At 62.7% G+C, this 19,353-nt stretch carries 28 protein-coding genes; 20 read left to right on the forward strand and 8 right to left on the reverse strand.

Annotation, left to right across the window (positions count from 1 at the left end; genetic code table 11):
• Positions 1 to 77 precede the first annotated feature (77 nt).
• Positions 78 to 2,381, forward strand: a complete 2,304-nt coding sequence (locus Talka_RS01900; protein ID WP_143889393.1) for a cyanophycin metabolism-associated ABC transporter — start codon at positions 78 to 80, stop codon at positions 2,379 to 2,381.
• On the forward strand, positions 2,365 to 2,892 hold the full coding sequence (locus tag Talka_RS01905; protein ID WP_143889394.1) for a cyanophycin metabolism-associated DUF1854 family protein: 528 nt from the start codon (positions 2,365 to 2,367) through the stop codon (positions 2,890 to 2,892). Before Talka_RS01900 ends, Talka_RS01905 begins: the two co-directional genes overlap by 17 nt.
• A 26-nt stretch (positions 2,893 to 2,918) precedes the next feature.
• Here Talka_RS01905 and Talka_RS01910 read toward each other — a convergent pair whose 3' ends face one another.
• From Talka_RS01910 to Talka_RS01935, 6 genes are all read right to left on the reverse strand, one after another.
• Positions 2,919 to 3,704, reverse strand: a complete 786-nt coding sequence (locus Talka_RS01910; RefSeq protein ID WP_143889395.1) for an ABC transporter ATP-binding protein — start codon at positions 3,702 to 3,704, stop codon at positions 2,919 to 2,921.
• 20 nt (positions 3,705 to 3,724) lie between these two features.
• Positions 3,725 to 4,855, reverse strand: coding sequence for a succinylglutamate desuccinylase/aspartoacylase family protein (locus tag Talka_RS01915; protein WP_143889396.1), 1,131 nt, complete (start codon positions 4,853 to 4,855; stop codon positions 3,725 to 3,727).
• Between the two features lie 15 nt (positions 4,856 to 4,870).
• A complete protein-coding gene (locus Talka_RS01920) occupies positions 4,871 to 5,584 on the reverse strand; it encodes an ABC transporter permease (RefSeq protein WP_143889397.1) in 714 nt (237 codons plus the stop codon).
• A gap of 23 nt (positions 5,585 to 5,607) precedes the next feature.
• The gene (locus tag Talka_RS01925; RefSeq protein WP_143889398.1) at positions 5,608 to 6,309 is read right to left on the reverse strand and encodes an ABC transporter permease; all 702 of its coding nucleotides are present in this window, start codon (positions 6,307 to 6,309) and stop codon (positions 5,608 to 5,610) included.
• 102 nt (positions 6,310 to 6,411) lie between these two features.
• Positions 6,412 to 7,194 (reverse strand): ABC transporter substrate-binding protein, encoded by a 783-nt coding sequence (locus Talka_RS01930; RefSeq protein WP_143889399.1) that lies wholly within the window; start codon positions 7,192 to 7,194, stop codon positions 6,412 to 6,414.
• 85 nt (positions 7,195 to 7,279) lie between these two features.
• A complete protein-coding gene (locus tag Talka_RS01935; RefSeq protein WP_143889400.1) occupies positions 7,280 to 7,666 on the reverse strand; it encodes a helix-turn-helix transcriptional regulator in 387 nt (128 codons plus the stop codon).
• Between the two features lie 64 nt (positions 7,667 to 7,730).
• On the opposite strand from Talka_RS01935, the gene Talka_RS01940 reads away from it, so the two are divergent.
• The 9 genes from Talka_RS01940 to Talka_RS11875 all read left to right on the forward strand — a co-directional run bounded on the left by Talka_RS01940 (position 7,731) and on the right by Talka_RS11875 (position 12,949).
• Positions 7,731 to 8,021 (forward strand): single-stranded DNA-binding protein, encoded by a 291-nt coding sequence (locus Talka_RS01940; protein WP_143889401.1) that lies wholly within the window; start codon positions 7,731 to 7,733, stop codon positions 8,019 to 8,021.
• Between the two features lie 10 nt (positions 8,022 to 8,031).
• Complete coding sequence (locus tag Talka_RS01945; protein ID WP_143889402.1) at positions 8,032 to 8,250, forward strand: hypothetical protein; 219 nt, start codon at positions 8,032 to 8,034, stop codon at positions 8,248 to 8,250.
• A gap of 9 nt (positions 8,251 to 8,259) precedes the next feature.
• Positions 8,260 to 9,144 carry a rolling circle replication-associated protein gene (locus Talka_RS01950; RefSeq protein ID WP_143889403.1) on the forward strand — a complete coding sequence of 295 codons (885 nt, stop codon included), beginning with the start codon at positions 8,260 to 8,262 and terminating at the stop codon, positions 9,142 to 9,144.
• Positions 9,137 to 9,424, forward strand: a complete 288-nt coding sequence (locus Talka_RS01955; protein ID WP_143889404.1) for a hypothetical protein — start codon at positions 9,137 to 9,139, stop codon at positions 9,422 to 9,424. The genes Talka_RS01950 and Talka_RS01955 overlap by 8 nt, the downstream gene beginning before the upstream one ends.
• A 264-nt stretch (positions 9,425 to 9,688) precedes the next feature.
• Complete coding sequence (locus Talka_RS01960; protein ID WP_143889405.1) at positions 9,689 to 9,907, forward strand: hypothetical protein; 219 nt, start codon at positions 9,689 to 9,691, stop codon at positions 9,905 to 9,907.
• A gap of 53 nt (positions 9,908 to 9,960) precedes the next feature.
• Positions 9,961 to 11,481, forward strand: coding sequence for a hypothetical protein (locus Talka_RS01965; protein ID WP_143889406.1), 1,521 nt, complete (start codon positions 9,961 to 9,963; stop codon positions 11,479 to 11,481).
• Positions 11,482 to 11,484: 3 nt separating this feature from the next.
• Complete coding sequence (locus tag Talka_RS01970) at positions 11,485 to 11,802, forward strand: hypothetical protein (RefSeq protein ID WP_143889407.1); 318 nt, start codon at positions 11,485 to 11,487, stop codon at positions 11,800 to 11,802.
• 12 nt (positions 11,803 to 11,814) lie between these two features.
• Positions 11,815 to 12,615: a zonular occludens toxin domain-containing protein gene (locus tag Talka_RS01975; RefSeq protein ID WP_143889408.1), complete on the forward strand. Its 801-nt coding sequence runs from the start codon at positions 11,815 to 11,817 to the stop codon at positions 12,613 to 12,615.
• Positions 12,616 to 12,772: 157 nt separating this feature from the next.
• Positions 12,773 to 12,949 carry a hypothetical protein gene (locus Talka_RS11875; RefSeq protein WP_185970027.1) on the forward strand — a complete coding sequence of 59 codons (177 nt, stop codon included), beginning with the start codon at positions 12,773 to 12,775 and terminating at the stop codon, positions 12,947 to 12,949.
• Here Talka_RS11875 and Talka_RS11975 read toward each other — a convergent pair.
• A complete protein-coding gene (locus tag Talka_RS11975; RefSeq protein ID WP_143889409.1) occupies positions 12,941 to 13,363 on the reverse strand; it encodes a helix-turn-helix domain-containing protein in 423 nt (140 codons plus the stop codon). The two genes, Talka_RS11875 and Talka_RS11975, sit on opposite strands and share 9 nt — an antisense overlap.
• Before the next feature lie 64 nt (positions 13,364 to 13,427).
• On the opposite strand from Talka_RS11975, the gene Talka_RS01985 reads away from it, so the two are divergent.
• From Talka_RS01985 to Talka_RS11880, 9 genes are all read left to right on the forward strand, one after another.
• On the forward strand, positions 13,428 to 13,718 hold the full coding sequence (locus Talka_RS01985; RefSeq protein ID WP_143889401.1) for a single-stranded DNA-binding protein: 291 nt from the start codon (positions 13,428 to 13,430) through the stop codon (positions 13,716 to 13,718).
• Positions 13,719 to 13,728: 10 nt separating this feature from the next.
• Complete coding sequence (locus Talka_RS01990) at positions 13,729 to 13,947, forward strand: hypothetical protein (protein ID WP_143889402.1); 219 nt, start codon at positions 13,729 to 13,731, stop codon at positions 13,945 to 13,947.
• Between the two features lie 9 nt (positions 13,948 to 13,956).
• A complete protein-coding gene (locus Talka_RS01995; RefSeq protein ID WP_143889403.1) occupies positions 13,957 to 14,841 on the forward strand; it encodes a rolling circle replication-associated protein in 885 nt (294 codons plus the stop codon).
• Positions 14,834 to 15,121, forward strand: a complete 288-nt coding sequence (locus tag Talka_RS02000) for a hypothetical protein (protein ID WP_143889404.1) — start codon at positions 14,834 to 14,836, stop codon at positions 15,119 to 15,121. The genes Talka_RS01995 and Talka_RS02000 overlap by 8 nt, the downstream gene beginning before the upstream one ends.
• A 264-nt stretch (positions 15,122 to 15,385) precedes the next feature.
• Entirely contained in the window at positions 15,386 to 15,604 is a 219-nt protein-coding gene (locus tag Talka_RS02005) for a hypothetical protein (RefSeq protein WP_143889405.1), read from the forward strand.
• A gap of 53 nt (positions 15,605 to 15,657) precedes the next feature.
• Positions 15,658 to 17,178: a hypothetical protein gene (locus Talka_RS02010; RefSeq protein WP_143889406.1), complete on the forward strand. Its 1,521-nt coding sequence runs from the start codon at positions 15,658 to 15,660 to the stop codon at positions 17,176 to 17,178.
• Between the two features lie 3 nt (positions 17,179 to 17,181).
• A complete protein-coding gene (locus Talka_RS02015) occupies positions 17,182 to 17,499 on the forward strand; it encodes a hypothetical protein (protein ID WP_143889407.1) in 318 nt (105 codons plus the stop codon).
• 12 nt (positions 17,500 to 17,511) lie between these two features.
• The gene (locus Talka_RS02020) at positions 17,512 to 18,312 is read left to right on the forward strand and encodes a zonular occludens toxin domain-containing protein (protein WP_143889408.1); all 801 of its coding nucleotides are present in this window, start codon (positions 17,512 to 17,514) and stop codon (positions 18,310 to 18,312) included.
• A 157-nt stretch (positions 18,313 to 18,469) separates the two neighbouring features.
• Positions 18,470 to 18,646: a hypothetical protein gene (locus Talka_RS11880; RefSeq protein ID WP_185970027.1), complete on the forward strand. Its 177-nt coding sequence runs from the start codon at positions 18,470 to 18,472 to the stop codon at positions 18,644 to 18,646.
• A 57-nt stretch (positions 18,647 to 18,703) separates the two neighbouring features.
• On the opposite strand, the gene Talka_RS02025 is transcribed toward Talka_RS11880, so the two are convergent.
• Positions 18,704 to 19,342 (reverse strand): ankyrin repeat domain-containing protein, encoded by a 639-nt coding sequence (locus Talka_RS02025; RefSeq protein ID WP_185970028.1) that lies wholly within the window; start codon positions 19,340 to 19,342, stop codon positions 18,704 to 18,706.
• Between the last annotated feature and the right edge of the window lie 11 nt (positions 19,343 to 19,353).

A 19,353-nucleotide genomic window follows, 5' to 3' on the forward strand; every position in this document is an offset into this window, starting at 1 on the left:
TGTGGATGTTCAGACAGCGCGTATTGTCGCCTCGGCGGGCCGCTGCAGCGGCGTTACAAGGGCCAGCGAATTGCAACATGTCGTATCCGGCACCGCAGCATGAGCTCAGTGCGCCCCCCGTGCCCGCCGCTTGGCGGGCTGCGGTGGGGGGCAGCCACGGGCCAGTGCAGGCGTGGTTGCTGGTGGATTTGGATGATCAGCTGCGCTTTGCCGAAGGTTTGCTTTGGGTCGCTCGGGGCGAACTGCACTGGGCGCCCCAGCCGCACGCAGCCGCGCAGCGTTGGACGATTGATGCTGCGCTGACTTTGCGGATGCACGACCACCACGGCGTGGTGACCTTGGAACTGCTGCGCTTGGACGCTCAGGCGCAACCCGCCGAGCGATTGGCCGTTTGGCGCTGCACGCTGGGGCGGCAGCTCGCGGCGCGGCGGCTGCTGGAGCGCTTCGAGGCGCTGCGCGAGGCGCGGCGCAGCGGCGCGCCGCCCGAGGCGGCCGCGCCGCAGGCGCAGGCGCTGCAGTGTCCGGTCTGCCACAGCCCGATGGAGCCGGACGACGAGGCCTGCCCGGTCTGCACGCAGGTGGTGGAAACACCCCCCACCACGCGCACGCTGCTGCGGCTGTGGCGCTTCGCGCACCCGTACCGCTGGCAGCTGCTGCTGGGCTTCGTGCTGATGCTGGCCTCCACCGCGGCCACGCTCGTGCCGCCGTATCTGACGATCCCGCTGATGGACGACGTGCTGATCCCGTTCCAGAACGGGCAGCCGGTGGACTGGGGGCTGGTCGGGCTGCTGTTGGCGGGGCTGTTCGGCGCCGCGGTGCTGGCCTGGGGGCTGGGCTGGGCCAAGACCTACATCCTGGCGCTGGTGTCGGAGCGCATCGGCGCGGACCTGCGCACCACGACCTACGAGCATCTGCTCGGCCTGTCGTTGGAGTATTTTGGCAACCGCCGCACCGGTGACCTGATGGCGCGCATCGGTTCGGAGACCGACCGCATCAACATCTTCCTGTCGCTGCACCTGCTGGACTTCGCCACCGACGTGCTGATGATCCTGATGACGGCGGTGATCCTGTTCTCGATCAGCCCGCCGCTGGCGCTGGCCACCCTGCTGCCGCTGCCGCTGATCGGCTGGCTGATCCACGTCGTGCGCGACCGGCTGCGCACCGGCTTCGAGAAGATCGACCGCGTCTGGGCCGAGGTGACCAGCGTCTTGGCCGACACCATTCCCGGCATCCGCGTCGTCAAGGCGTTCGCGCAGGAGGCGCGCGAGGCCGAGCGCTTCCGCGATGCCAACCGACACAACCTGGCGGTCAACGACCGGCTCAACCGCCTATGGTCGCTGTTTTCGCCGACGGTGTCGCTGCTGACCGAGGTCGGCCTGCTGGTGGTGTGGGGTTTTGGCATCTGGCTGGTGGCGCGCGGGCAGGTGACGGTGGGGGTGCTGTCGGCGTTCCTGGCCTACATCGGACGCTTCTACACGCGCCTGGATTCGATGAGCCGCATCGTCTCGGTGACGCAGAAAGCCGCCGCCGGCGCCAAGCGCATCTTCGACATCCTCGACCACAAGAGCAGCGTGCCGGAGCCGGCGCAGCCGGTGCCGCTGCCCTCGGTGCGCGGGCACCTGAAGCTGGAAGGGGTGGGGTTCCGCTACGGCAACCGCAGCGTCATCCAGGGGCTGGATCTGGAGATCCGCCCCGGGGAGATGATCGGGCTGGTCGGCCACAGCGGCTCGGGCAAGAGCACGCTGGTCAACCTGATCTGCCGCTTCTACGACGTGGCCGAGGGGCGCATCCTGATCGACGGCGTGGACGTGCGCGACGTGCGCGTGGCCGACTGGCGGCGCCACATCGGGCTGGTGCTGCAGGAGCCGTTTCTGTTCTACGGCACCATCGCCGACAACATCGCCTACGGCAAGCCCGACGCCACGCGCGAGCAGATCGTTGCCGCCGCGCGCGCCGCGCACGCGCACGAGTTCATCCTGCGCCTGCCGCAGGGTTACGACACGCTGGTCGGCGAGCGCGGGCAGGGGCTTTCGGGCGGGGAGCGGCAGCGCATCAGCATCGCGCGCGCGCTGCTGATCGACCCGGCGATCCTGATCCTGGACGAGGCCACCGCCAGCGTGGACACCGAGACCGAGAAGGAAATCCAGAAGGCGCTGGACAATCTGGTGCGCGGGCGCACGACGATCGCCATCGCGCACCGGCTCTCGACGCTGCGCCGCGCCGACCGGCTGGTGGTGATGGACAAGGGCCGCAAGGTGGAGGAGGGCACGCACGACGAGCTGCTGGCGCGCCGCGGCGCCTACTGGCGGCTCTACGAGGCACAGCAACGCCAGGCCGAGGCCGAGCGGCAACGCTGGAGGGACGATGTCGGCGAAGCCTGAGACCGAAGTCGCCGCCCAGCCCGGGGCGGGCGGCGCGCCTGTCGCGCCGGACGGCGCGCGGCTGCGCCGCGACGCGCTCGGGCAGCTGCAGTGGCGGCGCGACGACGGCACCTGGGTCGGCCCGGTGACGCCGGTGCGCGCCTTTCCGATCCAGGCGCCGCAGGCGGAGGTGGCGCTGCTCGGCCCCGACGGACGGGAGCTCGCCTACTGGCCCGACCCCGGCGTGCTGGCGCCGGCCGAGCGCGCGCTGCTGGAGCAGGCGCTCGCGGAGCGCGAATTTCTGCCGCGCATCCTGCGGCTGGTGGAGGTGAGTTCCTTTGCCACCCCGAGCACCTGGACGGTGGAGACCGACCGCGGGCGCACGCGCTTCGTGCTGAAGGGCGAGGAGGACATCCGCCGCATCGCCCCGGGCGTGCTGCTGGTGCAGGACGCGCACGGCGTGCAGTACCTGATCCGCGATCCGCAGCGGCTGGATCGTCACAGCCGGCGCTTGCTCGATCGCTTCATGTGAGGCGCTCTCGCGCCCTACGGCTGCCGTTACTTCAGGTTTCCACTGAGAAATTGCTGCAGCCGCTCGCTGCGCGGCTGGCGCAGCACCACCTGCGGGTCGCCCTGTTCCTCGATGCGCCCCTGGTGCAGGAAGATCACGTGGTTGGACACCTCGCGCGCAAAGCCCATCTCGTGCGTGACGACCACCATCGTGCGGTGCTCCTCCGCCAGCCCCTGCATCACGCGCAGCACCTCGGTGACGAGCTCCGGGTCGAGCGCGCTGGTCGGCTCATCGAACAGCATCACCTCCGGCTCCACCGCCAGCGCCCGCGCGATGGCCACGCGCTGCTGCTGGCCGCCGCTCAAGTGCGCCGGGTAGCGGTCCTCCACCCCGCGCAGCCCGACGCGCTCCAGGTAGCGGCGCGCGGTGGCCACGGCCTCATCACGCGGCACCTTCAGCACGTTCACCGGGACTTCGATGACGTTTTGCAGCACCGTCATGTGCGCCCACAGGTTGAAGTTCTGGAACACCATCGCCAGGCGCGTGCGCAGCCGCTGCAGCTGGCGCGGGTCCGCGGCCTGCAGCTCGCCGCCGGGGCCGGGGCGCAGCTGAAGCTCCTCGCCGGCCACCACGATGCGCCCGGCGTGCGGGCGCTCCAGCAGGTTGATGCAGCGCAGGAAGGTGCTCTTGCCGGAGCCGGAGCTGCCGATGATGCTAATGACGTCGCCGGCGCGCGCGGTCAGCGAGACGCCCTTGAGCACCTCGTGCTGGCCGTAGCGCTTGTGGATGTCCTCGACCTGGAGCTTGATCGGGGCGGGAGAAGGCGTGGTCATGGGCGGGCTCAATTCAGGTCTTAAGCCGACAGCAGGTCGCCGCTGCGGATCGGGCGCACGCCGGCCACCTTGGCGACCTCCAGGCCCGCGACGGCGTAGCGCTCGCGGCTGCGCGCATAGAGCGTGCCGCCATGCGCGCTGGCCAGCGTCGTCACGCGCCCGGTGATCGGATCGATGATCTCGGCCACGGCCTCGCCGGGCCGCAGCCGCGCGCCGACCGGCGTCAGGAAGACGATCACGCCCGGGTGCGGCGCGCGCAGGATCTCGGTGCCGGCCAGCGGCGTCGGCGTGCAGCGCAACGGCGGCGGCGCGCCGGGGTCGCCCGCGAGCACCCCTAGGTGCTGCAGGTAGCGCACGAGAGCTTCGGCGTCGCGCGCGGCCAGCGCATGATCGACGTCGGCCTCGCCGCGCAGCTCGACGGTGGCGCTGGCGCACGCCTGCGGCAGCGGCGCGTCGCGGCCCTCGGCCTGCAACCGCGCCGCCAGCTGCGACCACAGGCCCGAGAGCTGCTCGTCGAACGGCTGGCCGCCGGCGCCGTAGTCGGCCACCAGCACCGTCTCGGCACCGAGCCACGCCGCCAGTGGCGCCAGCTGCGGCCAGCAGGCGGTCTCGCTGTAGAGGTGCAGCACGGCCTCGCTGTCGCAGTGCAGATCCAGCACCACGTCGGCATCCGCCGCCAGCCGCATCAGCGTCAGCCGCAGTCCCTGCAGCTCGGTGGCCGCGGGCTGCTCGGCCAGCGCCTGTAGCACCGCCGCGCGCACCCGCTGCACGTTGGCGTCCGCATCCGGCCCGAGCGTGGGGCCGACGCGCGCCCACGCCAGCGCCGCCAGATCGGGGTAGTGACGGTTGAAGTTTTCCGAGGTGCCGAGCTCGAAGCGCCCCATCGACCGGTGGTCGAGGCGCTGCGCCAGCCCGATCGGGTTGGCCGCCGGCACCAGCACCACCTCGCCGCGTAGCGCGCCGGCGCTTTCCGCTTCCAGCAGCCGGCGGCGCAGGTGGTGCGCCACCAGCATGCCCGGCAGCTCGTCGGCGTGCAGGCTCGCCTGCACGTACACCTTCGGGCGCGCGCCAGCCGCGCCGAAGTGCAGACTCGTGACGTGGCGCTGCGTGCCGAGGCTGGAGCAGGGCAGGGGATGGTGCTCGAGGCGCATGGCGGCAGGGATCGATCAGACCCGGCGCGGGCCCAGGTAGGCCAGAAAGCGCCGCTCGGCCAGCCGGAACAGGCCCACCAGCGCAAACGTGATGATGAGGTAGATCGCCGCGGCAAACAGGTAAGCCTCGAACGGCAGGTAGAAGTCCGAATACACGCGGCTGGCCGCGGCGGTCAGGTCCAGCATCGCCGGCACGGTGCTGGCCAGGCTCGTGCTGTGCAGCATCATCACCACCTCGTTGCTGTAGGCAGGCAGGCTGCGCCGCAGCGCCCCCGGCATCACGATGCGCCACAGCACCTGCCGCGGGCTCATGCCCATGGCGCGCGCAGCCTCGATCTCGCCGGGCGGCGTCTCGCGCATCGCCCCGGCCAGGATCTCGGCGGTGTAGCCCGCGGTGTTGAGGGCAAAGGCCAACAGCGCGCAGAAGAACGCCTCCTTGAACCACGTCCACGGCCAGACCTCGTCCCAGCGCGCCTGGATCCACTCCAGCTGCGCCAGCCCGTAGTAGATCAGATAGACCTGAATCAGCAGCGGCGTGCCGCGGATCACGTAGGTGTAGGCGCCCACCAGCCGGCGCAGCCAGGCGTGGCGGCTGGTCAGCGCCAGCGCCATGCCGATTGCCAGCACGCCGCCCACCGCCAGCGAGCTCAACAGCAGCTTCAGCGTCGTGACCAGCCCCTCGGCGTAGAGCTGCAGCTGCGCGGGTTCGAAGATGACGGACCAGTTCATCGCGTGGCTCGGGCCGTGGCACGTCAGCCGCCGTGCTGCCAGCCGTCGGCGCGGCGCACGCCGGCGCTGAAGCGCCGCTCCAGACGCCGCAGCGCCCACAGCGACGCCGAGGTGTAGAGCAGGAACAGCGCGCCAACGAACAGGAAGAAAAAGAACGGCTCGCGTGTGGCGGCCGAGGCCTGCTTGGCCAGGAACGTCATGTCCTTCAGGCCGATCAGGCTGACCAGCGCCGTGCTCTTGATCAGCACCAGCCAGTTGTTGGTGAAGCCGGGCAGGGCGTGGCGCACCATCTGCGGCAGCGTGATGCGCACGAAGGTGGCCAGACGCCCCATGCCGAACGCCCAGGCGGCCTCCATCTGCCCGCGCGGCACCGCCAGGATCGCGCCGCGGAACGTCTCGGTCATGTAGGCGCCGTAGATCAAGCCGATCGTCGCCACGCCGGCGACGAAGGGGTCGATGTCCACCGGCTCGGCCGAACCCAGCGCCTCCAGCAGGGCGTTGAGCCCGATGGTGCCGCCGTAGAACACCAGCAGCATCAGCACCAGCTCCGGCACGCCGCGGATCACGGTGGTGTAGAGCGTGGCCAGCGCCACCAGCGGCGCGCGGCCCGACAGCTTGGCGGTGGCGCCCAGCAGCCCGAGCAGCACTGCCAACGCCAAGGCGCACAGCGACACCGCCACGGTCAGCAGCGCGCCGTGCAAAATGCCAGGCAGGTAATCCAACATCAGCTCAGCCAGCGCAGCGACAAGCGCATCAACGGGCGCGATTCGCCGTCACACGCTTGTGCGACCCCGTCCTCGAACAGCCGAGGGGCCCGCGCCGCGCTTTTAGTTTCCGTAAGGATCAAAATCGAAATATTTCTTGGCGATTTTGTCGTAAGTGCCGTCAGCGCGAATGGCCTTGATGGCGGCGTTGATGTCGGCTTTGAGCTTGTCTTGGCCCTTGCGCATCGCCACGCCGACGCCGTAGCCAAAATATTTAACGTCATACAGATCCGGCCCGACAAAACCGTAGCCCTTGCCCTCGGGCTTGCTCAAGAAGCCGCCGGTGACTTCGACTTTATCCGCCACAGTGCCATCCAGACGGCCCGCCTTGATGTCCAAATAGACCTGATCTTGCGCTTCGTAGGGAATAACCTGCACGCCCGCCGGCTTGAGTTCGCCCAGCGCGTATTTTTCTTGCGTGCTGCCTTTGAGCACCCCGATGCGCTTGCCCTTCAGCGAGGCCGGGCCGCTGTAGGGCGTGCCCTGCTTGACGACGATGCCGCTGGGCGTCTTGTAATACCGATCGCTGAAATCGACCACCTTCAGGCGTTCGTCGGTGATCGACATCGAGCTGATGATGACGTCGTATTTGCGCGCTTGCAGGCCGGGGATCATGCTGTCCCAAACCTGCTCGACAAAGACACACTTGCGGTTGAGCTTGGCGCAGATCGCTTCGGCGATGTCCACATCAAACCCGGTGGGCTTGCCATCGGGCGTTTTGTAGGTGAACGGCTCGTAGGTGGCGTCGATGGCCACGCGCAGCGTGCCTGCCGACTGAGCCTGAGCGACAGAGGCGGCCAACCAGGTGGCCGCCACCACGGCGTAAAGCAGGGTTCGACGTTGCATGATCGTTTCGTTTCTCAAAGTGACAAGTGCGCGCATTGTAGGCGGCGGCGGGCGGCCTGCGGATGAATCCTAGGGTTTGCCTTAGTTAACATAATATAAATTGTGGAACTTTTCCCAACATCCTCGCAAGTTCACCAAAGAGGCCAAGGCCGACGGTAGCGAAAAATCCAGCGGTGGCCGCGCCGGTCCGCGGCAACGCTTTTCCCACGGCCTTCCACAAGCGTGCGTAATACGGTTTTTCCTTGGCATACCAAAGGGTTGCGCGTATCAGCCACTCTTCGGCAGGCATGCCTGCGATGTCCGCGATGATGGCTACCATCTCTGCCGGGCATGGTCTGTGACCGCCGCGCCACTCGTTCAGTCGCGTCGCTGGCACTCCTAGCATCCGGGCTAGTTCGGCTTTTGTGCCGACTTCTCTTGCTGCGCGGTCGATTAGCTCCCTGATGGTCTCCTTCGTGTCATGCTCTTGCATGGATATACCCTCCTGGTATATGCTCCGGCTATCCCGTCTTGGGATGTTTCACCGGAGCTAGACCATGATCAAGATCGAGATTGACACCGCCGAAGTCCGCGAACTGCGCGGGGAATCGAAGGTGACGGGCAAACCGTATCACATCCGCATCCAGAGTGGTTATGCCTTCGTCACCGGGCCGGACGGCAAGCCTGCCCGCTACCCGGAGCGTTTCGAGTTCCTCCTCGATGCCGAACAGGCCCCCTACCCGCCGGGCGTCTATCAGTTGCACCCTTCGGCCATCCGTGTGCGTGAGGGCCGCCTCACGCTCGCGTCGGTCGTCCTAGCTCCGGTCAAGCAGTCGGCCATGGCCTGAGGGGTGCGCCATGTCGCGCCGTCCTGCCGACTTTGAGACCGTGCAGCAGGCCGCGCTTTACGGCCTGCTCGGCGTGCTTCTTCGTGCTGTTGCACGTGCTGAGGCCGAAGATCAACCCGGCGTCGTGACCGCTTTGGAGTTCCGCGTCGAGCCGGATGGGCGGCGGCTGTCGGTTGATGTGACGGTTTACGGCGCGGGTGATGTTCCTGTAGCCGGGTTCTCTCTTTGAGGTCGTTCCATGTTCGCGTCCGATCGTTTCGAACATGGGGCGGTGGCAGCCACGGCTGGCGCGCACGCGCGCAGCGCGGGCCAGCCAGCCGGGGCTGCCGCTGGGCTTGTCTCATCAGAAACAACGGTCCGCGTCGATAGCCTCCCCGAGTCGTGGATACCGGTCACGTCTGACAAGGTGCGCATCCGTGAGCGTCGCATCCGCCGGCTGCGTCGTAACGTCTGGGCTGCCGGTCGCTTGCTCAGGCTTTCTGCCCCTCGTGATCGTGTCCTCTTCGTCACCTTGACGTATGACACCCGGGGCACGCTTGGCCGCGGTGCTCACGATTGGCAGCCGTGTCATATCAAGGATGCCCTGAAGCGTTACCGCCGCTGGGCCAATGGCGTTGGCATCCGTGTTCGCTATGTCTGGGTTGCTGAGCTACAGCAGTCCGGGACCATGCACTACCACTTGGCTATCTGGGTGCCTCGCCACGTCACTATGCCGAAGTGGGACAAGGCTGGTCCTGGTCGAGGCCCTTTCTGGCCGCACGGCATGACGCGCACCGAGGTCGCCCGGGATGCTGTCGGCTACCTCATGAAATACATGTCCAAGATCGGGGGTCATCATGACTACCCCAAGGGTGCGCGTATCTATGGCATCGGCGGCCTCGATCAAAGCCTCGCGTCGATCCGCTCGTGGCTCAACCTTCCCGAGTGGTGCAAGGCCCTTTATGGCGTCGGCGAGCTCATCACCCGCTCGGGTCGTCGTGTGGTGCGCCAGACTGGGGAGGTATTGGCCTCCCCGTGGAGACGTGTGTCCTATCGTGGACAACTGTTCTTGTGTCGCGTGGGAGAGGTGGCGGCGCGATGGTTTGATGGGCCATATTCGAAGCTGAGTGTGAGTCATGCGTGACGACGTTGTCGCCTTTTTCCTGCTTGCCTCTGGTGTCGTGGCAGCCAGTGATCCGCCTGATAGTCCACCGCGTCTTCGTGATGATCGTCCGCCGCTTGTTTATCAAGCGGGTTCAACGTTTTATGACGTCTCGCCGCCGTCGTCTCTTGTCCGTGACGGCGAGGCTGTGATCTTTCGTTTGCTAGACGAAAAGCGCCGTCCTACTGGTGGATGGTGCTATGTCTATCCTCATGTCGGCGTTGTTGGTTCGGGTCGTGTCGAACGAATTGTTTGCGAGTGAGTCATGGATCAGTCTGTAGCGCTTGCGATCGTGGCCGGTATTGGCGTCCTCGTGTTTGCTGCCGGTTACTTCGTCGGGCTGAGGGTCTGACGATGGATTGGTCCTTTCTCTCTCAGTATGTTGCGTCTTACATGGTCGTTTTCGCGGCGGGGTTTGCTGCCGGTGCTGCTCATGCGTGGGTCCGGCGCATCCTGTCTGCGGTCTGAATCGGGGGCGGTCCCCGATCCGCTGCCGGGCGGGTTCCCGGTTGTCTGGAGTCTTGTCATGCAAACTCGCTTCTTCAAGCGTTCTGCTGTTCTTCTCGTTCCGCTCGCTCCCATGGCTGCTATGGCTCAAGACGCCACTGCGGCTTTCAATACTGCGATTGCTGATGTCGGTGCCAACGTCGCCACGTATGGGGGCGCTCTGGTCGGTGTCGCGGCTATTGGTGTCGCCTTCATGGTCGGCATCAAATACATCAAGAAAATCCGCGGCGCTGCTTGATCGCTTTATCGGCCATGCGGTTCGCTCGAAACCTCGTTTTCGCTGCGGCCTGCATGGCCGCTTTTTCGGTGTCGGCTCAGTCATCTGGCCAGTGGCGCATCGCCATGGATCAGGCGTCCCGCATCACGGGCATGCAGTGGCAGTCGAATCCTTATTCCATCCTTGCGCCTTCGGTCATTTATGACACGCTCACAAATGGCAATCGTGTCGAAGTCCGCCGCTACACCGGTTCTACACCTGCGCTACCCCAACAGCTTGCCGGTCGCAATCAGCTTCTGACTGTTACACCGTCCGGCGTTGTTGTCGAGCTACCTTCACGCGTTTCTATTCCGGGCCGCTCATCTCAGTTGCCGGTCACGATCGTAGAGCCTATTTCCCGTCCCACGATGAATAGGATGGCGGCTAAGGCGTTGCGTGCGCTTCCATTAGTCGGAACGGCTCTTCAGATTTATGATCTTGCGAAAGCTCTTGATGAGATGGACCTCGAAGTGGATTCCCAGGGCCAGCTCGTGACAAAACTTGATGCTCGGACTTTTTGCGGGACTTCCGCCACATCTTACAGTCAGTGGCGCTATTTCATTTATCAAACCGTTAATGAGCCGGGACTTTATACGTGCTCTGGCGATAGCATGCTGGTTGAAAAAAAATGTTTGTCTGAAAATGTTACTATTCCCGACGGTTATGTCAGCTACAATACTAAGATGACTTCAGAGCCGTGTTTCAGTTCCACTCAGGTTAATACTACGTTTGTAATCTACTATTTTTCACCTTCTTCTACTCCATCGGGTGCTTTTTTACCGTCTCAGCCACAGTCTCTTCCAGTGACTGACGACGAGCTACAAGCTAAAGTCGCTTCTCTTACTCTTCAAACGCTTGTCAACCTTTTGAACTCACTTCCTTCTATTGATCGTGCCTCGGATGTCATCGATATCTATGCTCGTGAGCTCAAAGATGATCCAGTAGATCATCGCGTCCGGCTTGGCTACGGTCCGACGTCCCCTACTTCCGTGCAAGTCGGTGAGCCCGCGACGACAACGACGACTAGATCGGATGGCTCGACTGTTACTACCACAACGACGACTACAGCTACGGCCGATGGCAATACGGTCATTTTTAACACGCGCACTGAGGTCGTGACTCGTGATGCCCAAGGCAACGTCACGGATAGAACCGTCACTGAAACTACGCCGACGTCACCCAGCAACCCCAATGCGCCCCATCAGGAAGATCTCGAATGCGGGCTACCGGATACGCCGCCGTGTAAGATCGATGAAACTGGCACTCCGGCCCCGCCTCATCCCGACGAAGGCCGTCAGCTTTTCGATGATCTCCTTCCTCAGTGCATCAAGTCAGGTAACTGGCGCAGTTGTTTTCCTCAGCTTCCCGAAATCAATTGGACGTTTCAGGTTCCTACGGGATGTTCCGTCATCCCTCTTCCCGGCTATGAAAAGCTCGGTCTCAATGGCATTGATATTTGCCGTTTCCAGCCGATCATTCACGATTTGATGTCCATGCTCTGGGCAGGGGCCGGTCTTTTCGGTGCCGTGTCGATTCTTGGTCGTCGAAAGGGGTAAGTTATGCCGTTGTTTGCTGCTTTAGTGCAAGGCCTTTTTGGCAAGCTTTTCGCTTTTCTCGCCGCTTACGTGGGCCGTCAATGGGCCATGCGCATTGCCGTTGCTATGTCTGTCGCTACAGGTTATGTTGCACTTGTTGCAGCGTTCAATGCTTTTGTATCCCCGTTGCTCTCGAAGCTCTTTGCTACGTCTTGGGGTCACGTGCTCGGGTTGGCGTTTCCGCCGATATCCGGCACCGTGATTGCTGGTTTGGTTGGCTTGTGGATTGCAAAGGTGTCGTTCGAATATTCTCTTCATCTCGCGGGCATCATGGGCAAGTGATGGAGGGGTGCCATGCCGGTTTACAGTGTCGAAGGTAAGCTTGGCACCGGTAAGTCCAAGTTCGCCGTGTGGCAGGCGAAGCGCGCTTTGCTTCAGGGCCGCCGTGTCGCGGCTAACTTCGATCTTCGCCTGGACAAGCTTGTCTCCGGTCGTCGTGCTCACTACGTCCGTATCCCCGACAAGCCGACGGCTGCTGACCTCGAGGCGGTCGGGCACGGCAATCCGGACTCGTATGACGAAGATCGCAACGGCGTGATGCTGCTTGACGAGCTTGGGACGTGGCTAAATGCTCGCTCGTTTCAAGACAAGGGTCGTGCGGCGGTTCTTGACTGGCTCATTCATGCGCGAAAGCTCGGCTGGGACGTGTATCTCATCGTCCAAGATTCGCTCATGATTGACAAACAAGTTCGCGAGTCGCTCATAGAGTATCGCGTCAAGATGTTCCGGGGCGACAAGATCAAAATCCCTTTCATCGGCGGCATCTTGAATGAGCTTTTCGGTGGTCGTGTCGGCTACCTTCCTCGCTTCCATCTCGCCGTGTCTCGTGTCGGTGACGGCCAGAATGCGGTCGTCGCCGAACGCTGGATGTTTCGCGGTGACGATTTGCACGAGGCCTACGATACTCGGCAGGTGTTCCGCCACGACTACCCGCATGGCTCTCATTCGGTCTGGTCGGAGGCTGTCGAACTCCCTGTTCCCGCTTTCGTGCGGGCGTGGCGTGCGGTTCGCGCGTTTTTCCGTTCCCGTCCCGTTTACCGGCCCATCACTATGTATTGGGACCCGCAGCCCCGCCCACCCTTTGCTAGACCATGACAGTGGCCCTCAGGCCACGTCGGCGGGTCCCCGGCGCGGTTCCGTCCGCGCCCGGAGCGCGTCGCAGGCCCGCACCGCATGCGGTAGCATTGTTGACGGCTTGCTGCACCGCGTCCCGATCCGGTGGACGCGCGGAGGGGAACCGGGGAGGGTCACTGTGGGCCTGTATGACCGCGACTACTACCATCAGCATCGTCAGCGTGTTGAGCGCGAAACCTCAAGGCCTCGCCGCTCTATCGGCGTCGGCTCCATCGTGCTGTTGACGCTCGTCATCTGCGCCGCCGTCTATGGCATCGTGCGGCTTGTCGCCGACGTTGCGCCGATGCTACGATAGAGACATTGAAAGTTCCGATCGCCGTGGTTTACACCATATAAATTGTGGAACTTTTCCCAACATCCTCGCAAGTTCACCAAAGAGGCCAAGGCCGACGGTAGCGAAAAATCCAGCGGTGGCCGCGCCGGTCCGCGGCAACGCTTTTCCCACGGCCTTCCACAAGCGTGCGTAATACGGTTTTTCCTTGGCATACCAAAGGGTTGCGCGTATCAGCCACTCTTCGGCAGGCATGCCTGCGATGTCCGCGATGATGGCTACCATCTCTGCCGGGCATGGTCTGTGACCGCCGCGCCACTCGTTCAGTCGCGTCGCTGGCACTCCTAGCATCCGGGCTAGTTCGGCTTTTGTGCCGACTTCTCTTGCTGCGCGGTCGATTAGCTCCCTGATGGTCTCCTTCGTGTCATGCTCTTGCATGGATATACCCTCCTGGTATATGCTCCGGCTATCCCGTCTTGGGATGTTTCACCGGAGCTAGACCATGATCAAGATCGAGATTGACACCGCCGAAGTCCGCGAACTGCGCGGGGAATCGAAGGTGACGGGCAAACCGTATCACATCCGCATCCAGAGTGGTTATGCCTTCGTCACCGGGCCGGACGGCAAGCCTGCCCGCTACCCGGAGCGTTTCGAGTTCCTCCTCGATGCCGAACAGGCCCCCTACCCGCCGGGCGTCTATCAGTTGCACCCTTCGGCCATCCGTGTGCGTGAGGGCCGCCTCACGCTCGCGTCGGTCGTCCTAGCTCCGGTCAAGCAGTCGGCCATGGCCTGAGGGGTGCGCCATGTCGCGCCGTCCTGCCGACTTTGAGACCGTGCAGCAGGCCGCGCTTTACGGCCTGCTCGGCGTGCTTCTTCGTGCTGTTGCACGTGCTGAGGCCGAAGATCAACCCGGCGTCGTGACCGCTTTGGAGTTCCGCGTCGAGCCGGATGGGCGGCGGCTGTCGGTTGATGTGACGGTTTACGGCGCGGGTGATGTTCCTGTAGCCGGGTTCTCTCTTTGAGGTCGTTCCATGTTCGCGTCCGATCGTTTCGAACATGGGGCGGTGGCAGCCACGGCTGGCGCGCACGCGCGCAGCGCGGGCCAGCCAGCCGGGGCTGCCGCTGGGCTTGTCTCATCAGAAACAACGGTCCGCGTCGATAGCCTCCCCGAGTCGTGGATACCGGTCACGTCTGACAAGGTGCGCATCCGTGAGCGTCGCATCCGCCGGCTGCGTCGTAACGTCTGGGCTGCCGGTCGCTTGCTCAGGCTTTCTGCCCCTCGTGATCGTGTCCTCTTCGTCACCTTGACGTATGACACCCGGGGCACGCTTGGCCGCGGTGCTCACGATTGGCAGCCGTGTCATATCAAGGATGCCCTGAAGCGTTACCGCCGCTGGGCCAATGGCGTTGGCATCCGTGTTCGCTATGTCTGGGTTGCTGAGCTACAGCAGTCCGGGACCATGCACTACCACTTGGCTATCTGGGTGCCTCGCCACGTCACTATGCCGAAGTGGGACAAGGCTGGTCCTGGTCGAGGCCCTTTCTGGCCGCACGGCATGACGCGCACCGAGGTCGCCCGGGATGCTGTCGGCTACCTCATGAAATACATGTCCAAGATCGGGGGTCATCATGACTACCCCAAGGGTGCGCGTATCTATGGCATCGGCGGCCTCGATCAAAGCCTCGCGTCGATCCGCTCGTGGCTCAACCTTCCCGAGTGGTGCAAGGCCCTTTATGGCGTCGGCGAGCTCATCACCCGCTCGGGTCGTCGTGTGGTGCGCCAGACTGGGGAGGTATTGGCCTCCCCGTGGAGACGTGTGTCCTATCGTGGACAACTGTTCTTGTGTCGCGTGGGAGAGGTGGCGGCGCGATGGTTTGATGGGCCATATTCGAAGCTGAGTGTGAGTCATGCGTGACGACGTTGTCGCCTTTTTCCTGCTTGCCTCTGGTGTCGTGGCAGCCAGTGATCCGCCTGATAGTCCACCGCGTCTTCGTGATGATCGTCCGCCGCTTGTTTATCAAGCGGGTTCAACGTTTTATGACGTCTCGCCGCCGTCGTCTCTTGTCCGTGACGGCGAGGCTGTGATCTTTCGTTTGCTAGACGAAAAGCGCCGTCCTACTGGTGGATGGTGCTATGTCTATCCTCATGTCGGCGTTGTTGGTTCGGGTCGTGTCGAACGAATTGTTTGCGAGTGAGTCATGGATCAGTCTGTAGCGCTTGCGATCGTGGCCGGTATTGGCGTCCTCGTGTTTGCTGCCGGTTACTTCGTCGGGCTGAGGGTCTGACGATGGATTGGTCCTTTCTCTCTCAGTATGTTGCGTCTTACATGGTCGTTTTCGCGGCGGGGTTTGCTGCCGGTGCTGCTCATGCGTGGGTCCGGCGCATCCTGTCTGCGGTCTGAATCGGGGGCGGTCCCCGATCCGCTGCCGGGCGGGTTCCCGGTTGTCTGGAGTCTTGTCATGCAAACTCGCTTCTTCAAGCGTTCTGCTGTTCTTCTCGTTCCGCTCGCTCCCATGGCTGCTATGGCTCAAGACGCCACTGCGGCTTTCAATACTGCGATTGCTGATGTCGGTGCCAACGTCGCCACGTATGGGGGCGCTCTGGTCGGTGTCGCGGCTATTGGTGTCGCCTTCATGGTCGGCATCAAATACATCAAGAAAATCCGCGGCGCTGCTTGATCGCTTTATCGGCCATGCGGTTCGCTCGAAACCTCGTTTTCGCTGCGGCCTGCATGGCCGCTTTTTCGGTGTCGGCTCAGTCATCTGGCCAGTGGCGCATCGCCATGGATCAGGCGTCCCGCATCACGGGCATGCAGTGGCAGTCGAATCCTTATTCCATCCTTGCGCCTTCGGTCATTTATGACACGCTCACAAATGGCAATCGTGTCGAAGTCCGCCGCTACACCGGTTCTACACCTGCGCTACCCCAACAGCTTGCCGGTCGCAATCAGCTTCTGACTGTTACACCGTCCGGCGTTGTTGTCGAGCTACCTTCACGCGTTTCTATTCCGGGCCGCTCATCTCAGTTGCCGGTCACGATCGTAGAGCCTATTTCCCGTCCCACGATGAATAGGATGGCGGCTAAGGCGTTGCGTGCGCTTCCATTAGTCGGAACGGCTCTTCAGATTTATGATCTTGCGAAAGCTCTTGATGAGATGGACCTCGAAGTGGATTCCCAGGGCCAGCTCGTGACAAAACTTGATGCTCGGACTTTTTGCGGGACTTCCGCCACATCTTACAGTCAGTGGCGCTATTTCATTTATCAAACCGTTAATGAGCCGGGACTTTATACGTGCTCTGGCGATAGCATGCTGGTTGAAAAAAAATGTTTGTCTGAAAATGTTACTATTCCCGACGGTTATGTCAGCTACAATACTAAGATGACTTCAGAGCCGTGTTTCAGTTCCACTCAGGTTAATACTACGTTTGTAATCTACTATTTTTCACCTTCTTCTACTCCATCGGGTGCTTTTTTACCGTCTCAGCCACAGTCTCTTCCAGTGACTGACGACGAGCTACAAGCTAAAGTCGCTTCTCTTACTCTTCAAACGCTTGTCAACCTTTTGAACTCACTTCCTTCTATTGATCGTGCCTCGGATGTCATCGATATCTATGCTCGTGAGCTCAAAGATGATCCAGTAGATCATCGCGTCCGGCTTGGCTACGGTCCGACGTCCCCTACTTCCGTGCAAGTCGGTGAGCCCGCGACGACAACGACGACTAGATCGGATGGCTCGACTGTTACTACCACAACGACGACTACAGCTACGGCCGATGGCAATACGGTCATTTTTAACACGCGCACTGAGGTCGTGACTCGTGATGCCCAAGGCAACGTCACGGATAGAACCGTCACTGAAACTACGCCGACGTCACCCAGCAACCCCAATGCGCCCCATCAGGAAGATCTCGAATGCGGGCTACCGGATACGCCGCCGTGTAAGATCGATGAAACTGGCACTCCGGCCCCGCCTCATCCCGACGAAGGCCGTCAGCTTTTCGATGATCTCCTTCCTCAGTGCATCAAGTCAGGTAACTGGCGCAGTTGTTTTCCTCAGCTTCCCGAAATCAATTGGACGTTTCAGGTTCCTACGGGATGTTCCGTCATCCCTCTTCCCGGCTATGAAAAGCTCGGTCTCAATGGCATTGATATTTGCCGTTTCCAGCCGATCATTCACGATTTGATGTCCATGCTCTGGGCAGGGGCCGGTCTTTTCGGTGCCGTGTCGATTCTTGGTCGTCGAAAGGGGTAAGTTATGCCGTTGTTTGCTGCTTTAGTGCAAGGCCTTTTTGGCAAGCTTTTCGCTTTTCTCGCCGCTTACGTGGGCCGTCAATGGGCCATGCGCATTGCCGTTGCTATGTCTGTCGCTACAGGTTATGTTGCACTTGTTGCAGCGTTCAATGCTTTTGTATCCCCGTTGCTCTCGAAGCTCTTTGCTACGTCTTGGGGTCACGTGCTCGGGTTGGCGTTTCCGCCGATATCCGGCACCGTGATTGCTGGTTTGGTTGGCTTGTGGATTGCAAAGGTGTCGTTCGAATATTCTCTTCATCTCGCGGGCATCATGGGCAAGTGATGGAGGGGTGCCATGCCGGTTTACAGTGTCGAAGGTAAGCTTGGCACCGGTAAGTCCAAGTTCGCCGTGTGGCAGGCGAAGCGCGCTTTGCTTCAGGGCCGCCGTGTCGCGGCTAACTTCGATCTTCGCCTGGACAAGCTTGTCTCCGGTCGTCGTGCTCACTACGTCCGTATCCCCGACAAGCCGACGGCTGCTGACCTCGAGGCGGTCGGGCACGGCAATCCGGACTCGTATGACGAAGATCGCAACGGCGTGATGCTGCTTGACGAGCTTGGGACGTGGCTAAATGCTCGCTCGTTTCAAGACAAGGGTCGTGCGGCGGTTCTTGACTGGCTCATTCATGCGCGAAAGCTCGGCTGGGACGTGTATCTCATCGTCCAAGATTCGCTCATGATTGACAAACAAGTTCGCGAGTCGCTCATAGAGTATCGCGTCAAGATGTTCCGGGGCGACAAGATCAAAATCCCTTTCATCGGCGGCATCTTGAATGAGCTTTTCGGTGGTCGTGTCGGCTACCTTCCTCGCTTCCATCTCGCCGTGTCTCGTGTCGGTGACGGCCAGAATGCGGTCGTCGCCGAACGCTGGATGTTTCGCGGTGACGATTTGCACGAGGCCTACGATACTCGGCAGGTGTTCCGCCACGACTACCCGCATGGCTCTCATTCGGTCTGGTCGGAGGCTGTCGAACTCCCTGTTCCCGCTTTCGTGCGGGCGTGGCGTGCGGTTCGCGCGTTTTTCCGTTCCCGTCCCGTTTACCGGCCCATCACTATGTATTGGGACCCGCAGCCCCGCCCACCCTTTGCTAGACCATGACAGTGGCCCTCAGGCCACGTCGGCGGGTCCCCGGCGCGGTTCCGTCCGCGCCCGGAGCGCGTCGCAGGCCCGCACCGCATGCGGTAGCATTGTTGACGGCTTGCTGCACCGCGTCCCGATCCGGTGGACGCGCGGAGGGGAACCGGGGAGGGTCACTGTGGGCCTGTATGACCGCGACTACTACCATCAGCATCGTCAGCGTGTTGAGCGCGAAACCTCAAGGCCTCGCCGCTCTATCGGCGTCGGCTCCATCGTGCTGTTGACGCTCGTCATCTGCGCCGCCGTCTATGGCATCGTGCGGCTTGTCGCCGACGTTGCGCCGATGCTACGATAGAGACATTGAAAGTTCCGATCGCCGTGGTTTACACCATATAAATTGTGGAACTTTTACTCACCAGCTTCCCTTGGGCTGGCGCGCGCGCAGCGCGGCGGCAATGCGTTGCACGACGTGCTCACGACCGCTGTGACGGGCAAAGTCCAGCGCATCCAAGCCTTGCTGGTTGCGCAGCGTGGGGTCGGCTCCCTCGGCCAGCAGCAATTCCACCACCTCTGAGCGTCCATAGAGCGCCGCCATCATCAGCGGCGTGCTGCGGTTGGGCGACTCGGCGTCGATGTAGGCGTGGTGTTCCAGCAACAGCCGCGTGATCGGCAGCGCCGCGTCGGTCTTGCCGGTGGCGGCGTAATGCAGCGGCGTCCAGCCGGGCCGGTTGACCTGCGCGCCCCGGCCGATCAGCGCCTGCACGATGTCCAGATGGCCGCGCAGCGCGGCGATCATCAGCGCGTTTTCGCCGGCTGGGTTGGTGGCCTCCACGTCCAGATCCCACTGTTCGACGAGGTGGCGCGCCACTTTCAGCGCGTCGCGCTGCAGCGCCAGCACCAGCGGCGGGTTGAGGTCTGGATCCGGCGTGTTGACGTCCAGCCCGCGCAGCTGCAGCTCGATGACGGTGCTGACGTCGTCGCGGATGATGGCGGTGATGTAGCGGTCGTAGGCCCGCTGGGCCCGCGCCGGCGCCGGCGACATCAGCGCCATGAGGGCCATCA

It is taken from the genome of Tepidimonas alkaliphilus (assembly GCF_007556595.1).
GTDB lineage: Bacteria > Pseudomonadota > Gammaproteobacteria > Burkholderiales > Burkholderiaceae_C > Tepidimonas > Tepidimonas alkaliphila.

Bases quoted from the DNA above. Each gene is read 5' to 3' on its own strand.
- Talka_RS02025 (WP_185970028.1), bottom strand. From the start codon at position 19,342: ATGGCGCTGATGTCGCCGGCGCCGGCGCGGGCCCAGCGGGCCTACGAC.
- Talka_RS02015 (WP_143889407.1), top strand. From the start codon at position 17,182: ATGCCGTTGTTTGCTGCTTTAGTGCAAGGCCTTTTTGGCAAGCTTTTC.
- Talka_RS01920 (WP_143889397.1), bottom strand. From the start codon at position 5,584: ATGAACTGGTCCGTCATCTTCGAACCCGCGCAGCTGCAGCTCTACGCC.
- Talka_RS01925 (WP_143889398.1), bottom strand. From the start codon at position 6,309: ATGTTGGATTACCTGCCTGGCATTTTGCACGGCGCGCTGCTGACCGTG.
- Talka_RS01905 (WP_143889394.1), top strand. From the start codon at position 2,365: ATGTCGGCGAAGCCTGAGACCGAAGTCGCCGCCCAGCCCGGGGCGGGC.
- Talka_RS02020 (WP_143889408.1), top strand. From the start codon at position 17,512: ATGCCGGTTTACAGTGTCGAAGGTAAGCTTGGCACCGGTAAGTCCAAG.
- Talka_RS01950 (WP_143889403.1), top strand. From the start codon at position 8,260: ATGTTCGCGTCCGATCGTTTCGAACATGGGGCGGTGGCAGCCACGGCT.
- Talka_RS02005 (WP_143889405.1), top strand. From the start codon at position 15,386: ATGCAAACTCGCTTCTTCAAGCGTTCTGCTGTTCTTCTCGTTCCGCTC.
- Talka_RS01945 (WP_143889402.1), top strand. From the start codon at position 8,032: ATGTCGCGCCGTCCTGCCGACTTTGAGACCGTGCAGCAGGCCGCGCTT.
- Talka_RS01990 (WP_143889402.1), top strand. From the start codon at position 13,729: ATGTCGCGCCGTCCTGCCGACTTTGAGACCGTGCAGCAGGCCGCGCTT.
- Talka_RS01910 (WP_143889395.1), bottom strand. From the start codon at position 3,704: ATGACCACGCCTTCTCCCGCCCCGATCAAGCTCCAGGTCGAGGACATC.
- Talka_RS01930 (WP_143889399.1), bottom strand. From the start codon at position 7,194: ATGCAACGTCGAACCCTGCTTTACGCCGTGGTGGCGGCCACCTGGTTG.
- Talka_RS01900 (WP_143889393.1), top strand. From the start codon at position 78: ATGTCGTATCCGGCACCGCAGCATGAGCTCAGTGCGCCCCCCGTGCCC.
- Talka_RS01975 (WP_143889408.1), top strand. From the start codon at position 11,815: ATGCCGGTTTACAGTGTCGAAGGTAAGCTTGGCACCGGTAAGTCCAAG.
- Talka_RS01985 (WP_143889401.1), top strand. From the start codon at position 13,428: ATGATCAAGATCGAGATTGACACCGCCGAAGTCCGCGAACTGCGCGGG.
- Talka_RS01960 (WP_143889405.1), top strand. From the start codon at position 9,689: ATGCAAACTCGCTTCTTCAAGCGTTCTGCTGTTCTTCTCGTTCCGCTC.
- Talka_RS01915 (WP_143889396.1), bottom strand. From the start codon at position 4,855: ATGCGCCTCGAGCACCATCCCCTGCCCTGCTCCAGCCTCGGCACGCAG.
- Talka_RS01940 (WP_143889401.1), top strand. From the start codon at position 7,731: ATGATCAAGATCGAGATTGACACCGCCGAAGTCCGCGAACTGCGCGGG.
- Talka_RS02000 (WP_143889404.1), top strand. From the start codon at position 14,834: ATGCGTGACGACGTTGTCGCCTTTTTCCTGCTTGCCTCTGGTGTCGTG.
- Talka_RS01995 (WP_143889403.1), top strand. From the start codon at position 13,957: ATGTTCGCGTCCGATCGTTTCGAACATGGGGCGGTGGCAGCCACGGCT.
- Talka_RS01935 (WP_143889400.1), bottom strand. From the start codon at position 7,666: ATGCAAGAGCATGACACGAAGGAGACCATCAGGGAGCTAATCGACCGC.
- Talka_RS11975 (WP_143889409.1), bottom strand. From the start codon at position 13,363: ATGCAAGAGCATGACACGAAGGAGACCATCAGGGAGCTAATCGACCGC.
- Talka_RS01965 (WP_143889406.1), top strand. From the start codon at position 9,961: ATGGCCGCTTTTTCGGTGTCGGCTCAGTCATCTGGCCAGTGGCGCATC.
- Talka_RS01955 (WP_143889404.1), top strand. From the start codon at position 9,137: ATGCGTGACGACGTTGTCGCCTTTTTCCTGCTTGCCTCTGGTGTCGTG.
- Talka_RS01970 (WP_143889407.1), top strand. From the start codon at position 11,485: ATGCCGTTGTTTGCTGCTTTAGTGCAAGGCCTTTTTGGCAAGCTTTTC.
- Talka_RS02010 (WP_143889406.1), top strand. From the start codon at position 15,658: ATGGCCGCTTTTTCGGTGTCGGCTCAGTCATCTGGCCAGTGGCGCATC.